Source organism: Deinococcus sp. AJ005, assembly GCF_009017495.1.
In the GTDB taxonomy this organism is placed as follows: domain Bacteria; phylum Deinococcota; class Deinococci; order Deinococcales; family Deinococcaceae; genus Deinococcus.
Map to the genome: position 1 here is coordinate 2,166,225 of NZ_CP044990.1, position 14,487 is coordinate 2,180,711.

Genomic DNA, 14,487 nt, shown 5'->3' on the forward strand with positions numbered 1-14,487 from the left:
GTCAGGTCAGCCGCGCGTGACCGTCAGCACCTTGAATCCGCCTGCCCGCGCCAGTTCCCGCGCCGGGCCGATTTCACGCAGCGGCGTTTCGTAGGGCAGAGGTTCGTTGGCCACCAGATACAGCGTGCCGCCGGGCTTCAAGCGGCGTGAGGCCGTGGCCAGAAACTCCAGCGCCACGTCCAGCACCACACCGCGCCCCACATGAAAGGGCGGATTGGTCAGGATGATGTCGAAGGTGCGCTCGCCCAGGGCCGCGTCCACGTCCGAGTGAATGACCTCGCCTGCCAATCCGTTTGCTTCCAGCGTCAGGCGCGAGCTGCGGACGCTCTGCAAGTCGCCGTCCACCAGGGTCACATTCGCCCCGCGCCGGGCCGCCCACGCACCGATCAGGCCCGCGCCGCAGCCCAGATCGAGAACGTGCTGGCCGGACAGGTCCAGTTCTCCCAGCGTCTCCAGCAGCAAAGAAGTTGCCTTATCCGCCTTGCCCGCGCTAAAAACGCCAGGGAGACCGACAATCTGGATGCCGAACGCCTCGTAGTTCTCGGCTTCGGGCAGGAGCGGCGTGGGGCCAGGGCGACGGGTCAGACGGGCCACGCGCATTCCGCCGTCACGGGCCACCGTCTCCCCTGTCCCGAATGCTGCGCCCGCCGCACGCACGTAGCGGTCAAAGCCCTTGTCGCGGTCCCCCGCCAGATACAGTGTGCCGCCCGGCGGCGTCTGCGAGTGCGCCCAGGCGATCTGCGCCGAGATGTAGGCGTTGCCCCGATCCCCGGCCAACGTCAGCGCGACGGTGCGTGCCCGTTCGGGCCAGCGTTCAGCCAGCGCATCGCCGGGAGCAGCAGCCAGAGGTTCGTAACCCGCAGACTCCAGCACTGCCAGCGCCGCCGCCGAACCCTCCACCGCACGCAGTTCCACCCCCGGCAGACTTCCCAGCAATCCACCTGCCGCCGACAGGTCCAGCACCTCACCCGACACCCGGTCCTTTCGCATGGTCTGCACCAGCAACTCCTGGGCCGCGTCCACACCGGGAAAACCGTGCACGCCGGGTTTGGTGAGGGCAGTCATCCCTTCCAACCTCTGGCCGAGTCTGGCAGGGCGGATTCCGAAATAATCCCCACTGCCACCGGTTTCTTCACGCACAGGCGGGCGAACAATTCTGATTTTCTGCTTCTTGCGGCCAGTCACACCCCTCCATGTATCACATGCCGGTCCAGTTGGCATTCACCCAAGGGCGGCTCAATCTCCCTCACACGCGCTGCACAGGCGCAGGCCCCATGCTGAAGGGGCCAAACAATTTAACCTGGCCGGGTGAAGTCAGGAAGGCTGCCCCACAGTTGCTGGGGCTTTTTTCTGCCTTGATTTTCTGCCTTTATTCCCGCTCGTCCAGCACGCCCGCACCCTCGTGATCCGTGGTGACGGCCAGCGCATCCAACCGGATAGCAAAGCGGCGCTGGAAATCGGCCAGCAGCACGTCCACGCTCTCAGGCATCTTGCCCCGAACTGTTATGCCGACGCGATCCGCGCCGCCCTGAGACCACAGCCTCAGCGTGTGCTGGGCGTGGTCCAGCCCATGTCCCGCCAGCCAGAACACGACTTCACGCGGGAACAGCTTGACGCCCTTGACCTTGAGCATGCCGCCCACATTGCCAAAGACGCCGCCGGGCAGGTAAACCCCATCTGCACGCCTTTCCAGCCGGGTCAGGTCTCCAGTGCGGAAGCGCAGCAGCGGCATGGCCTGCTTGCTCAGGTGGGTCACGACGAGTTCTCCGCGTTCGCCGTCCGGCATGGATTGCCCGGTTTCGGGATCTATGACTTCCAGATGGACCCAGTCTTCCAGCACGCGCAGACCGTTCTTTTCGGGGGTTTCCAGGGCCATCATTCCGGCCTCGCTGCTGGCGTAGGCGTCCAGGGCCACACAGCCCAGCGCCGCTTCCACCCGCTCCCGGCGACCCGCGATGCTGGTGAGCGGCTCGCCCGACGAGATCAGCAGTTCTACCCGCGCACCTGCCTCGCCCAGCTTCTGCGCGAAACTGGGGGCGGACACGAGAACGCGCACACCCAGCTTCTGAATGGCGTCCAGTTGCGCTTCCGATTCACCGGGACCAAAGGGCAGGGTTTTTGCCCCCAATGACTCAAAGCCGTCCTGCATGATCCAGCCGCCCGCGAAACGGTGAAAGCCGAAGGCAATCTGAACGTGGTCTTCAGGGCGAACGCCTGCTCGTGCAAAGGCTGCCGCCGCCGCCTGCCCGTGCGCGTCAATGTCTGCCCGCGTCGCGTACTCAGGCAGCCAGCCCCCGCCCGGATGCGGCGTGAGGTGAACTCGGACGGCATCGGGGTGGGCCAGCTCGCCTGCCTCAAACGCCTCGGTCAGACGTTCACGGGTGAGGAAAGGGACGGCGGCCCAGTCCGTATTTTCAGGGAGATTCTGGAGTGCAGCGCGGTAGAGAGCATGGCCTTTGAGTCGGCCCAGTAACTCGGCGTGACTGGGCGGTGAAGTGGAACCCGGTTGGAGCGTGTCGGTCATTGGATGTCCTTAAAAAGAGGGCATGCGCTGCTTGCCACTCCCCTCTACTTAGTAGCTGTTCCAGTCCCAGCCTCCCATTCAAGGCGGGAGGGGCTAAAAGCTGAAAGCTCCGGCAACTTGCCTCATTCGCAAATCACATCCAGCGTTTGCGCCGCTTGTAACTTTTGACGTCCTTGAAGCTCTTGCGGACGCCGCCCTCGGTGACGCCCAGATAGAACTCCTTGACGTCAGGGTTGCTGGCAAGCTGGGCGCTGAGGCCCTCCATCACGATGCGCCCGCTCTCCATCACATAGCCGTAATCGCTGTTCCGCAGGGCGATATTGGCGTTCTGCTCCACCACCAGTACGCTCAGACCCTCCTCACGATTGATACGGCGCACGTTGTCAAAGATCTCGGCCACCAGCAGCGGCGCGAGGCCCAGGCTAGGTTCGTCCAGCAGTAGCACTTTCGGGTGGGCCATCAACGCGCGGCCAATGGCAATCATCTGCTGCTCGCCGCCGGAGGTGTACCCAGCCTGCTTGTGCCGCAGCGCGGGCAGCTTGGGAAAGTAGGTGTAGATGCGCTCCAGATCATCTTTCCAGTTACCACGGCCCAGAATCGCCCCGGCCCGCAGATTCTCTTCCACCGACAGGTGCTTGAACACGCGGCGGCCCTCCGGCACCTGCACCACGCCGGATTTGACGACATCGGTGCCGTTCAGGGCGCTGAGGGTCTTGCCGGCGAATGAAATGGTACCTTCCCTGATCTTGCCGTTCTCCGGTTTCAGCAAGCCCGAAATAGCCCGCAGCGTCGTCGTTTTCCCCGCGCCGTTGGTGCCGAGCAGCGAGGTGACCTGCCCGGCCCGCACGGTCAGGCTAACGCCGCGCAAGACCTGAATAATATCGTGGTAGACGACTTCCACGTTGTTGACGGTCAAGTCGTCCTTGCTGGCGGCCACCTGGGGCGGCGGGACGTTGGCAGGTTGGGGGGTGGAGAGGGTCATCTCAATTAATCTCCTGATTGCGATGCCGCGAAACACAGGCGAAGCCGCATCTCTTGACCCCTCTCCCGCAAGGGTAGAGGGGCGCTGCGTTGGCAGCGGGTGAGGGGGCCACCGGGCAGGCCACCGCTCTGGCAAGTTGCCCGGCCCCTTCCCACGTCTCTTACTTCATCGGGTGAATGAGCTGGAACAGCGCACTCCGTTGCGCCCCGGTGATCGCCTTGAAGTTGCCCGTCGCGTCGGCTTGCAGCAGGCGCAGGCTTTCGGCACCGATATGGTCCTTGGCGCTGAAGGTCACCGGGCCGACGGCGAACCCGGGGTTAAACGACTTGCTGCCGTTCATGCTGATCAGACCCTTGTAGATCCCGGCGGCGTCCGGGTTGGCCCCGGCGCGTTTCATGGCCTCGATGGCAATGGCCGACGCCAGCATCCCACTGGTGTAATGCACGCTGCGGATGGTGTCCGCATTGCGCTTGTACTGCGCCCCGATCTTCTTCGTCAGGATGATGCCGGGCTGGTTGCCCTCGTCATACAGGTAGTAACTGGTGGCCCAGATGAAGTCCTTGGCGGCGTCTCCAGCCAGCTTGGTCAGGTCCTCGCCCCCGGTGTAGTGCGCGCCCATGAACTGCATCTTGCCCAGCAGGCCCAGCCGCTTGGCATCCTTGAGGATGTTTGCCACCGGCCCGGCGGTGTTCTGGTTGATGATGTACTTTGCGCCCTGCGACTCCAGCCTCTTGAGCAGGGCCGTGTTGTCCAGATTGTTGCCGCCGACTTCCTGTACGTCGGTGATCTTGAGGCCCAGGCGTTCGGCGGCCTTGCGGGCGTCCACCACCGGATCACGACCAAAGGGACTGGGGTTGACGATCAGTGCCACCTTCGCGCCGCGCTCCTTCTTGGCCACGTATTCCAGCAGGGCCACGATGTTCTCGGAGTAGCTGCTGACGGGCAAGAAGGTGTAGGTGTTGTCGGGCGGATCGATGATACCGATGTGGTAGCTGGCCGTCAGCGTGGGAATCTTGGTTTCCTGAATCACGCTCTTGAGTTGTAATGCCCCGCCCGTCGCGTAGCCCAGGAAGACCGGGGCGTTCAGGTTCGCCACGAAATCCTCAAAGTTGCGCTGGGTGTTGGCGTTGTTGTACTGGTCGTCACGGATCACGCAGTTGAGAGTGATGCCCGGCAGCATTTTCTGCGCGTTGGCGTACTTGCAGTAGTCTTCCACGCCCGCCGCGTAGCTGGCCCCGGCGTCACTGGTTGGCCCAGTGATGGCCCCGGACCAGGGCAGCGTCACCGTCTTCTGTGCAGCGGCAAACGACAGGGAAACGAGGGCGGACAACATCAGGGTCTTTTTCATGGGTGGAACCTCCAGTCAGCGAGAGGGCGAGTAAGGATGTGCATTGACGTTGATATTGGAGGGTGGATTCGTTGCACTTCTAGGGCCGCTAGAACTTATAAGGCCACTTCTTGAAATAGAGCCGCGATAATCGCCACCAGTTGGCCAGCCCGCGCGGCTCGAACATCAGAAACAGCACGATGGCGAGGCCGAAGGACAGCGGACGCAGCGCCGTCGCCACATCCACCCCCGCCGGAAAGAGGTTCTGCGTCCCCAGCCACTGGCTGCCGTTGCCCACCAGACGGTCCAGCGTCACGATGAACAGCGGCCCCAGGAACGATCCCGGCAGGCTGCCCAGACCGCCCACAATCGCCATCGCCAGCAGTTGAATGGAGATGTGCAGACCGTAATCCTCGATCACCACGGCTTTCTGGAAGTACGCGAACAGCCCGCCTGCGATGCCGGCGTAGAACGAGCCGATCATGAACGCCATGATCTTGGCGGTGCCGGGGTTGATCCCCATCGCGGCGGCGGCCCGGTCATTGTCCCGCACGGCGATCAGCGAGCGCCCATGTTTGGTCCGCAGCACATTGCGCCACAGCAGCCCCATCACCACCAGCACAGGAAGAATCAGGTAGTACCACACGAAATTGTGGTTAAAGAAGGTGGCCTTGACCCCGAACACCTGCACCTGCGGCAGGCTGATTGCGCCCCCCTGCGCCAGCAGCGGCGTGTGCCCCACGCCCCACTCGAAGATGATCTGGAAGGCGAGGGTGGCAACCGCTAAATACAGGTACTTGAGACGGAGGCTGGGCAACCCGACGAACGTGCCGACGAGCGCCCCCGCCAATCCCCCAATCGGAATAGCAAGGAAGAAGGGGAGGTTGAGCCGCGTGGCCGCCAGCGCCGTGGCATACGCACCCACGCCCATGAACGCCGCCTGCCCGATATTGATCAGCCCCGTGTACCCGGTGGTGATGTTCAGCCCGATCACGGCCACCGCGTAGATCATGATCATGTTCACGTCGCGCAGCATGGTCTTGGGCAGGATCAGGGGCAGCAGCAGCAGCAGACCGATCAGCACGATCAGGCTGAGTTGCTCGGAGTAGGTGGCAAAGATGGTCTGGTCCTGCTGATACTTCGTGCGGTAATTGCCCGTCTGGGTAAAGCGGGAGGCGGGCATCAGCGCACGCCCCATACGGACTTAACCGTCAGGCCATTTGAGATCACGCAGCGATTAAACACGCTCGATCTCCTTCGTCCCGAATAGCCCGTAAGGCCGGATCAGCAGCACGATGATCAGGATGATGAAGGGAAACACTTCGCGGGTACCGCCCCCCGGCACGATGCCGTCCAGATAGCCCGCCGACAGGTTTTCCAGAATGCCGATCAGCATGCCGCCCACGATTGCGCCCACCACGCTGTCCAGGCCGCCCAGGATCACCACTGGAAAGACCTTGAGTCCAATTCCGGCCAGTCCGCCCAGGGTCAGTCCGCTCATCAGGCCCAGGATCACGCCCGCCGCCGCCGCCGTGAGGCCCGCCGCCGCCCAGGCCAGGGCAAACACGCGCTCCACGCTGGTGCCCACGCTCATGGCCGCCATCTGGTCATCGGCCACGGCGCGCATGGTGATGCCCAGGGTGCTTTTGTTGAAGAAGTAGGTAAAGCCTCCCAGCAGGCCCAGCGCCATCAACACGCCCGCGATCTGTGTTTTGGAGAGGGGCAGGCCAAACAGTTCAATGCCCTGTCCGGTCAGCAGCGCAGGCCGCTCAAAGGCGAAGGTTCCTGCGCCGTAGGGCGTCAGATGAATCAGACCGTCAATGACGCTGCTCAGGCCAATCGTGACCATGATGACCGCGATGATCGGCTGGCCCACCATACGCCGCAAAAACACCCGCTCAATCAGCATCCCCAGCAGAAACGTCGCCAGCATGGCGATCAGCCCAGCCAGCCAGAAGTTGACGCCCCGTTGTGTCAGCGCAAAGGCGATAAACGCCCCGGTGGCGATGATCTGCCCGTGTGCGAAGTTAATCACGCGGCTGGATTTGTAGATCAGCACAAAGCCCAGCGCGGCCAGGGCATAGACGCTGCCGATCACGACGCCCGCGATCAGCAGTTGCGGCAGTAATTCCATGTTGGCCTCCTTTGGGGGGTGAATGTTGGGGTGGAGGGCGGAAATAGTTCAATAGGTATATGGGGATGACCGCCAAAAGTGCCACGAAGGAACGGACTTGCAAAACTGCGGAGCAGAAAAATTGACCGTGGAGGCAATCGGCCAATACCGTGTGAAATCCTCACGCCCCTACCCGCGCCGCTGCCACTCCAGATCGCGGCACTTCCCGTTCCATCCCCGGCACCCGATAAACAACCACATCCGTCTCCACACGTTGCGTCTGCCCATCCTGATACTTGAACGTCGCCTCCACCCGCACGGATTCGGAGCCGTCGTAGAGAGCGGCGACAATCGGCGCGTATTTCTCGCGGATCAGCTTGCGCCGGACCTTGCCCGTGCGGGTCAACTCGTCGTCGTCGGCATCCAGCAGCTTGTACAGCAGCACGAAGCGGGCGACGCGCTCATGGGGTTCCAGCCGCCCGTTCGCCTCCTCCACCTCTTTCAGGATCAGTTCGGCCAGTTCCGGCTTGCTGCTCAGGTCCATGTACGTGCTGTACGCGATCTGGCGTTTCTCGGCCCATTGCCCGGCAGTCAGGGGATCGACGTTCAGGAAGGCGGTGACCTGCGTTTCTCCGTCGCCAAAGGCCACCGCCTCCTTGATATAGGGGCTGAACTTCAGGCGGTTCTCAATGAACTGCGGGCTGAAGGTCTCGCCGCCTGCCGTCTTCATCACGTCGCTCAGGCGGTCAATGACCTGAAGGTGGCCCTCGGGAGTCAGGCGTCCGGCGTCGCCGCTGTGCAGCCAGCCGTCGCGGATCGTCTCGGCGCTGGCGTCATCGCGCTTGTAATAGCCCACCACCACGGCGGGGCTGCGGCTGAGGATCTCGCCTTCCTCGGTGATCCTTACCTCGCCACCGGGGAGAATCTTGCCCACGGTGTCGAAGCGCACGTCACCGTCGCGGTGGACGTAGGCGATGCCGATGTTCTCGGTCTGGCCGTAGATCTGCTTCAGATTCACGCCCAGGCCGTGATAGAAGCGGAACACGTCCGGTCCCAGCGCTGCGCCACCGGTATAAGCGCGTTTGAGGCGCAGAAAGCCCAGCCCGTCCAGCAGTGGACGCGTCAGGCCCCAGTACGCCAGCCACTTCTTGAACCCTGCTGTGCCGCCCGCCTTTTTCCCGCTCAGGCTGGCGTCGGCGGCGTCGGTACTCCATTGCAGGAGCTTGCGGTACAGCGCCCGGTTGGGGCCGTAACTTTCCTGCATCCGGATGAACATATTGCTCTGAATGCCCTCCCACACGCGCGGCGGGGCAAACATGAAGTGCGGGCCGATCTCCACCAGATCACTCATGGCCGTCTCGTTGCTTTCGGGAAAGTTGACCGTCACGGCATTGGCGAGGGCCACCGCCACCGTCATCATCTGCTCGCCAATCCACGCCATCGGCAGGAAGGACAGGTAATCGTCGCCAGGATTCAGGGGGTCCACCTCACCCAGCGCCTTGCCCATGTACAACAGGTTGCGGTGAGACAGCATGGCCGCCTTGGGATTCCCGGTGGTGCCAGAGGTGAGGCTGAAGTGGCACACATCGTCGGGCTTGCCGAGTGCGGCCTCGCGGTCAAAAACGGTGACCGCATCTGCCTTCCCAAGTTCCAGCAACTCCGCGAAGGAGATTAACCAGTCGTCGCCCGCGTGCTTGCTCATGCCGCGCGGGTCCTCGTAAATCACCTTGCGGATGTGGGGAAGGCTGGCGCGGTGGTCCAGCAGCTTGTCCACCTGCTCCTCGTCCTCGGCCAGCACCAGCACGGCGTCGGTGTAGTCCAGCACGTAGCGGGCTTCCTCGGACGAACTGCTCTGGTAGACGCCCACGCTGACGGCCCCCAGCGCCTGCGCGCCGATTTCCATGAACACCCAGGCGGGAATGTTGTCGGCCATCACGGCGACTTTCTCCCCGCGCACAATGCCCAGCGCGTGCAACCCGGCAGCCACTTCCCGCGCCCGCATCAGGTACTCGGCATACGTCGTCTCGTTCCAGATGCCGTATTCCTTGTGGCGCAGGGCAACCGCTTTGGGCGTCTGGGCCGCGCGTTTCGCCAGCAGTTGGGGAATGGTCAGGGTGGTCACGTCGCCCACGTCGTAAGCAGTCATGCGCCCACCGCTTGCTGTTCCTCGGCCACACCCGTATACGCCTCAATCACGCGCGGATCGGCGCTGACTTCCTCGGGCCGCCCACCCGCGATCAACTGGCCGAAATCCAGCACGTACACACGGTCACTGATGTCCATGACCACGCCCATGTCGTGTTCAATTAAAACGATGGTGATGCCCTGCTCGCGCTGGATGTCGAGAATGAAGCGCACCATGTCTTCCTTTTCCTCCACATTCATGCCCGCCATCGGCTCGTCCAGCAGCAGCAACTGGGGCGCGAGGGTCAAGGCGCGGGCCACCTCTACCCGCTTCTGAATGCCGTAGGCCAGCGTGCCGACGGGATGCGAGCGGTGTTCCTCCAGCTCCATGAAATCAATGATGCGCTCCACGTAGGCGCGGTTCTCGGCCTCCTGGCGGCTGGCGCGGCCGTAGAAGATCAGGCTGTCCAGCAGGCTGTAACGCAGGTGGGTGTGACGGGCCAGCAGAAGGTTTTCCACAACGCTGAGGCCCCGGAACAGCTCTAGATTCTGAAAGGCGCGGGCGATGCCGTAACTGGTGACCACGTTGGGTGCGGCGCGGCTCAGGTCATGGCTACCGAAGGTAATGCGCCCGCGTGTGGGGTGGTAAAAGCCGCTGATGCAGTTCAGCAGACTGGTCTTTCCTGCCCCGTTCGGCCCGATGATGCTGACGATCTCGCCCGGCGGTACGGTCAGGCTCACGTCGGTCAGCGCGTTGAGGCCGCCGAATGTCAGGGTGACGCCCTGAACTTCGAGTTGGGGAGTTGAAGTCTGAGACATGACACCTCGCGCGAAGGAACCTGAGAACAGCGTCTGACAAAACAGAGAATGAGCAGAACGAAGATTGTCGGTGGATTGATTATGGGGGCATGGCTCAGGCTGTAGATATGAATTTGTCTAGACGCATGTTATCTAAATGAGAGCTTGGAGCTGATTTGTCTAGATCATTTGCAGCACACACCAACGGGCAATCCCCAGACTGGGCTGATTCTCCCCCCGCCCTCCCACTGCCAGAGGCTCCGCCGTGAAAACGCCACTGACCCCTCTCGAACCCGTTTTGCGCGCACTCAATATCTTTGGATCACGTCCGGCTATTCAGGCTGGCGAAGCAGCACTGAGCTACTCAGAGCTGGCAGACCGCACCGCCCGACTCGTCACGCTGCTGCGGGACTGTGACCTGACGTCCGGCGCTCACGTCCTGCTGGTCTCGCCCAACACGCCCGACGCACTGCTGGCCTTCTGCGCCGTCCCGCTGGCCGGAGGCGTCATCGTGCCCCTGAATCCCGCCTTCAACAACGAGGCTCTGAATTTTCTGTCAGGCCACGCCGATCCGGTGGTGGCGTTGGTGGACACGGGCTGTCTAGCGCGTGTGGCCGAGCGGCTGGGCAAACTCAACATTCCCATCATTGAAATCGGAGACGCTTCTGATCTGGGCGCGAGGCTGAGGGCCGTCTCCCCCGCCCCGCTCGAAGTTTCACCCACGCTGGACGAGGATTCGCCCATCAGCATCAATTACACCAGCGGCACTACCAGCGATCCGAAGGGCGTGATGGTCACGCACCGCAACGCCTACATCAACCTATCGAACCTGCTCTATCACCTGAACCTGCGACCCGGTAGCGTGTATCTGCACGCCCTGCCGCTGGCGCACGGCAACGGCTGGGGCAGCGCCTGGGCGGTGACTGCGGCGGGCGGCACGCATGTAATGCCCGGCAGCGACGACCCGCGCGAGCTTCGGCAGGCGCTGCTGACACGCGGAATCACGCACCTGTTCGCCTCGCCCGCGATTCTGACGCCGCTGGCCGACTCCGCCGCGCCCATGACCCTGCCGCGCCCGGTGCGGCTGCTGCTGGCCGGAACGCTTCCGCCGCCGCATCTGCTGGAGCAACTTCAGACGCAGGGTTTTCAGGTGCTGCACGGCTACGGCCTGACGGAAACCAATGCGGTGATGACCGTCAGCGAACTGGACCCAGAGGAAGGCGACACCCGCGTTCTGTCGCGCCAGGGCCACCCAATGATGTTTGGCGGTCAGGTGCGCGTGGTGGCTGAGGACGGGCAACCTGTGCCTGCCGACGGATTCACGCCCGGCGAGATCGTCATCCGGGGCAATCAGGTCATGAAGGGCTATTACAGAAACCGCGCGGCCACCCGGCGCGCGCTGGACGGCGGCTGGCTGCACACCGGCGATCTGGCGGTGGTTCATCCCGATGGACGGGTGGACATTCTGGACCGCGCGGGCGATTTGCTGACCATCGCAGGCCAGAGTGTCTCCAGCGCGCAGATTGAGGCTGTGCTGTACCGCCACCCCAGCGTGCGCGAGGCTGTGGTGGTGGCCGCACACCCGCAGCCGGACCAGACCTGCGCGGTGGCCTTCGTCACCCTGCATCCCGGCGCGGGCGTACGTGGTGAGGAACTGCGGGGCTTTTGCACTCCGCACTTGCCCGAGTACGCCTTGCCCAGCCCTGTCTACCTCGTTGCAAAGCTGCCCAAAACGGCGAGTGGCAAGGTGCTAAAGCATGTGCTGCGGGCGCAGGCGCGGGAAACGCAGATGCGGGAAACACAGACGCGGGAAAAGTAAGTCTGGCCGCGCTGCTAGACCGGCTCTCCCACCGGCTGTGTCAGTTCCCGCAGGCGCTCGCCCAGTTCTGCCGTCACGCCTTTAATGCCGCCCTGCGCCTCGATGGGCGGGCCGAAACGCACGATCCAGCGCTTGCCTTCGCGGCAGATTCCGGCGGGAAGGATCGGGGCGCGGGCCTTGGCTGCAATCAGGGCTACGCCGCCCTGGAGGGCCGGACCGCCGCGCGTTCCCTGCGGAAAGATGCCCACCGTACCATTGTTTTTTAGAATTCGCACCGCCATGCGCACGGCCCCCAGATCGTTGCCCGAGCGATCGATGGGAAAGCTCCCGCCCGTGCTGATGATCCAGCCGATGACCGGGACGAACAACTCCTTTTTAGCCATGAACTGCACGAGTCGGCCCGGCGGCAGGGAGCGGGCCACCATGAACGGATCGAGGTTGGAACGGTGGTTGGCCGCGATCACCAGGGGCGTCCCGGGCGGCGGCACATGCTCGCGCCCGTGGACTTCCAGATGTGCGCCGCTGAGCATGACGGGCAGGTAGGTCACGGCCAGCACGGCGCGGTAGACCCGTGGATCGGCAGCGGGCGGCGCGGCTTCGGGGGTAGCGGTTTGCGGCCCGCCGCCACGTTTGGAACTGGAACCGGAAAGATCGGGACGGGCGGCGTCGCTCATGAGGGCAGGATACGCCCAGACTAAGGGGGCTGGCCCTTTACTTTTGCTGGCCCCGCTCTAGCCTTGGGCCATGAAGATCGCAGTGATCGGTGCGGCGGGCGGTGTGGGCCGCCGGGTGGTGGCGCAGGCCGCCAAAGCAGGACATGACGTGGCCGCCCTAGTGCGCCGCGAGGAACAGGCCGACATGATGTCCCTTTACGGCGCAAAACCCGTGATGGGCGATCTGGAAGGCGACTGGCAAGCGGTGCTGGACGGCGCAGACGCGGTGGTCTGGGCAGCGGGCGGCGGCGCGGGCGGCAATTATCAGGCCATCGACGGCGAGGCCCTGGGGCGCGTGGCCGACACCCTCACAGAGCGAGGCCCCAAACGGCTGATCGTGGTCAGCAGCATGGGCGTGGACCGCCCCGAGCAGATGCCACCCTTTTTGCAACAGGTGCTGAAGGTCAAGGCCGAGTCGGACGGCCATGTGCAGCAAAGCGGTCTGGACTGGACCATCGTGCGCCCCGGCGGCCTGAATGACGAACCCGGCATCGGCAAGATCACGGTGGGCACCCACGCTCCCAGGGGCAGCATCTCGCGCGATGACGTGGCGAGCGTGGTCCTGGCCTGTCTGGGCGACCCGTCCACAGCAGGCAAGACCTTCGAGATGGTAGCCGGAGAGCAGGGCATTTCAGACGCGATAGCCAGCCTGTAAATCCTATTCTCGGGAGGCAGGCGAGCCTTCCAGCCACCAGCGAAGAAAAGCCGGGAAACGCTCCGCCCACGCGGCCTCGTCGTGCCAGTGGTCTGCGCCGATGGTGACGTGGACTTCACGCACTTTCGGGCGGAGTTGCCCTGCCAGAGCGTGGGTCAGCGCCACCATATCCGCCGCGCCCTGCAAAGAATCAGCCTCGTGATCCCCCATGTCCAACCAGACACGGGACTGCGGGGCTTTTTTATCTTCCAGCCAGCGCAGCAGCTCGAAATCGGCGGGGAAGATGGCCGGGCTAAAGACGCCCAGCATGCCGAATTCGGCGGGAGCGCGTAAGCCTCCGTAGAGTGTCACGAGTCCGCCGAACGATGATCCGGCCAAAGCGGTCTGTGCCGTGTCCACCGCGCCAAAGCGCTGAGCCAGCACGGGCTTGAGCGTGTCTGCAATCCAGTCCAGATACTCGTCTGCGCCAGGGTTAAAGGCGTTCATCTCGAAGGGGAACGGCACGTAACGGCGGTTGCGCTCGTCGTTCACGCTCAGGGCAGCGATCAGGCAGGGGTGGCCCTCATCGGCCAGAGCCTGAGCCGCCCCAGCGACATTCCAGCTCTGCCCAGCGAAGGTGGAAGCCTCGTCATACACGTTCTGGCCGTCATGCATGATCAGCAGCGGCAAGGGCAACGTGAACGATTCGGGCCACCACAGCCGCACCAATTGCTCCCCCCAGGGTGCTGCCAGCGTCAGTTCCTCGCGCGGTGGGGCGGAGGCGGAAGGCCGTCCTCTCCCCTGCCGGGCATCCTGCCAGCCTGTCAGATGGAGCTGGATTTCCATATCGCCGTGGACAACGGCTTTATGTGCAGGAGTGCGCCCCCCCCAGGCGTCGCCCTCTTCGATGGTCTGCCCACCATGTAATACGCGGACCTTGACCCCCAGCAACGCGCCCTCGGGCAGATCGGCCTCCAGTACGGCCCTGTTTCCCGAACGCTCAAAGGTCCAGCCTTCCGACTCATTCCCCCACTTCCGGTGATCCCCAGTCAGGAACAGGACGCCGTCCGGCGTGTTCGGCGGCAGCTTGGGAATCACGAAACGGACCTGGGCCATAACTCAGCTTAGGGGCTGAACGGCGGGAGATACGACTGACCCGCCTCCCCCCATCAGGTAAAATATGCGGTATCCCTGGCCTCCCCCCGAGCAGCAGACCCCCGCCCGCGTTAAGCCGCCGTCAGCTTGCGTGAGGTTGGTGTCAGCACACCGGGAGTACGCTCTGGGAGTGACATCCACACGGTAGGCCGCTGGTCCAGACCACCCGGTACAGCTTCGGAAAGCACTTGCCTTGACTTCTTAAACTTGATATACTTGCACTCAAGTTTCCTGGCAGCTCCATCAGTACATGCCACCGGAGACCTCCTCTTTCCACTGACCTGTAAGGGCCAAAGGA

12 protein-coding genes are annotated in these 14,487 nt (G+C 63.6%); 2 read left to right on the forward strand and 10 right to left on the reverse strand.

The genetic code is table 11. From position 1 onward, the window contains the following. Positions 1-6: 6 nt before the first annotated feature. The 8 genes from DAAJ005_RS12410 to DAAJ005_RS12445 form a co-directional block, all read right to left on the reverse strand. Positions 7-1,185 carry a methyltransferase gene (locus DAAJ005_RS12410; RefSeq protein ID WP_370519711.1) on the reverse strand — a complete coding sequence of 393 codons (1,179 nt, stop codon included), beginning with the start codon at positions 1,183-1,185 and terminating at the stop codon, positions 7-9. Between the two features lie 184 nt (positions 1,186-1,369). Then, entirely contained in the window at positions 1,370-2,524 is a 1,155-nt protein-coding gene (locus DAAJ005_RS12415) for a phenylacetate--CoA ligase family protein (RefSeq protein WP_151847381.1), read from the reverse strand. 133 nt (positions 2,525-2,657) lie between these two features. Beyond that, positions 2,658-3,506, reverse strand: coding sequence for an ABC transporter ATP-binding protein (locus DAAJ005_RS12420; RefSeq protein WP_226342407.1), 849 nt, complete (start codon positions 3,504-3,506; stop codon positions 2,658-2,660). A gap of 160 nt (positions 3,507-3,666) precedes the next feature. After that, positions 3,667-4,854 (reverse strand): ABC transporter substrate-binding protein, encoded by a 1,188-nt coding sequence (locus DAAJ005_RS12425; protein WP_151847382.1) that lies wholly within the window; start codon positions 4,852-4,854, stop codon positions 3,667-3,669. 88 nt (positions 4,855-4,942) lie between these two features. Beyond that, a complete protein-coding gene (locus DAAJ005_RS12430; RefSeq protein ID WP_151847383.1) occupies positions 4,943-6,016 on the reverse strand; it encodes a branched-chain amino acid ABC transporter permease in 1,074 nt (357 codons plus the stop codon). Between the two features lie 54 nt (positions 6,017-6,070). Further along, positions 6,071-6,967 carry a branched-chain amino acid ABC transporter permease gene (locus tag DAAJ005_RS12435; protein WP_151847384.1) on the reverse strand — a complete coding sequence of 299 codons (897 nt, stop codon included), beginning with the start codon at positions 6,965-6,967 and terminating at the stop codon, positions 6,071-6,073. 160 nt (positions 6,968-7,127) lie between these two features. Then, positions 7,128-9,092 (reverse strand): AMP-binding protein, encoded by a 1,965-nt coding sequence (locus DAAJ005_RS12440; protein WP_151847385.1) that lies wholly within the window; start codon positions 9,090-9,092, stop codon positions 7,128-7,130. Next, positions 9,089-9,889, reverse strand: a complete 801-nt coding sequence (locus DAAJ005_RS12445) for an ABC transporter ATP-binding protein (protein WP_151847386.1) — start codon at positions 9,887-9,889, stop codon at positions 9,089-9,091. The genes DAAJ005_RS12440 and DAAJ005_RS12445 overlap by 4 nt, the downstream gene beginning before the upstream one ends. A gap of 244 nt (positions 9,890-10,133) precedes the next feature. Between DAAJ005_RS12445 and DAAJ005_RS12450 the strand changes: the two genes are divergently transcribed. Then, positions 10,134-11,687 carry an AMP-binding protein gene (locus DAAJ005_RS12450; RefSeq protein ID WP_151847387.1) on the forward strand — a complete coding sequence of 518 codons (1,554 nt, stop codon included), beginning with the start codon at positions 10,134-10,136 and terminating at the stop codon, positions 11,685-11,687. 14 nt (positions 11,688-11,701) lie between these two features. On the opposite strand, the gene DAAJ005_RS12455 is transcribed toward DAAJ005_RS12450, so the two are convergent. After that, on the reverse strand, positions 11,702-12,361 hold the full coding sequence (locus tag DAAJ005_RS12455; protein WP_151847388.1) for a 1-acyl-sn-glycerol-3-phosphate acyltransferase: 660 nt from the start codon (positions 12,359-12,361) through the stop codon (positions 11,702-11,704). A gap of 70 nt (positions 12,362-12,431) precedes the next feature. Between DAAJ005_RS12455 and DAAJ005_RS12460 the strand changes: the two genes are divergently transcribed. Further along, positions 12,432-13,055 (forward strand): SDR family oxidoreductase, encoded by a 624-nt coding sequence (locus DAAJ005_RS12460; RefSeq protein WP_151847389.1) that lies wholly within the window; start codon positions 12,432-12,434, stop codon positions 13,053-13,055. A 3-nt stretch (positions 13,056-13,058) separates the two neighbouring features. On the opposite strand, the gene DAAJ005_RS12465 is transcribed toward DAAJ005_RS12460, so the two are convergent. Further along, positions 13,059-14,150 carry an alpha/beta hydrolase gene (locus tag DAAJ005_RS12465; protein WP_151847390.1) on the reverse strand — a complete coding sequence of 364 codons (1,092 nt, stop codon included), beginning with the start codon at positions 14,148-14,150 and terminating at the stop codon, positions 13,059-13,061. Positions 14,151-14,487 lie beyond the last annotated feature (337 nt).

Bases quoted from the DNA above. Each gene is read 5' to 3' on its own strand.
- DAAJ005_RS12415 (WP_151847381.1), bottom strand. From the start codon at position 2,524: ATGACCGACACGCTCCAACCGGGTTCCACTTCACCGCCCAGTCACGCC.
- DAAJ005_RS12420 (WP_226342407.1), bottom strand. From the start codon at position 3,506: ATGACCCTCTCCACCCCCCAACCTGCCAACGTCCCGCCGCCCCAGGTG.
- DAAJ005_RS12425 (WP_151847382.1), bottom strand. From the start codon at position 4,854: ATGAAAAAGACCCTGATGTTGTCCGCCCTCGTTTCCCTGTCGTTTGCC.
- DAAJ005_RS12430 (WP_151847383.1), bottom strand. From the start codon at position 6,016: ATGCCCGCCTCCCGCTTTACCCAGACGGGCAATTACCGCACGAAGTAT.
- DAAJ005_RS12435 (WP_151847384.1), bottom strand. From the start codon at position 6,967: ATGGAATTACTGCCGCAACTGCTGATCGCGGGCGTCGTGATCGGCAGC.
- DAAJ005_RS12440 (WP_151847385.1), bottom strand. From the start codon at position 9,092: ATGACTGCTTACGACGTGGGCGACGTGACCACCCTGACCATTCCCCAA.
- DAAJ005_RS12445 (WP_151847386.1), bottom strand. From the start codon at position 9,889: ATGTCTCAGACTTCAACTCCCCAACTCGAAGTTCAGGGCGTCACCCTG.
- DAAJ005_RS12455 (WP_151847388.1), bottom strand. From the start codon at position 12,361: ATGAGCGACGCCGCCCGTCCCGATCTTTCCGGTTCCAGTTCCAAACGT.
- DAAJ005_RS12460 (WP_151847389.1), top strand. From the start codon at position 12,432: ATGAAGATCGCAGTGATCGGTGCGGCGGGCGGTGTGGGCCGCCGGGTG.
- DAAJ005_RS12465 (WP_151847390.1), bottom strand. From the start codon at position 14,150: ATGGCCCAGGTCCGTTTCGTGATTCCCAAGCTGCCGCCGAACACGCCG.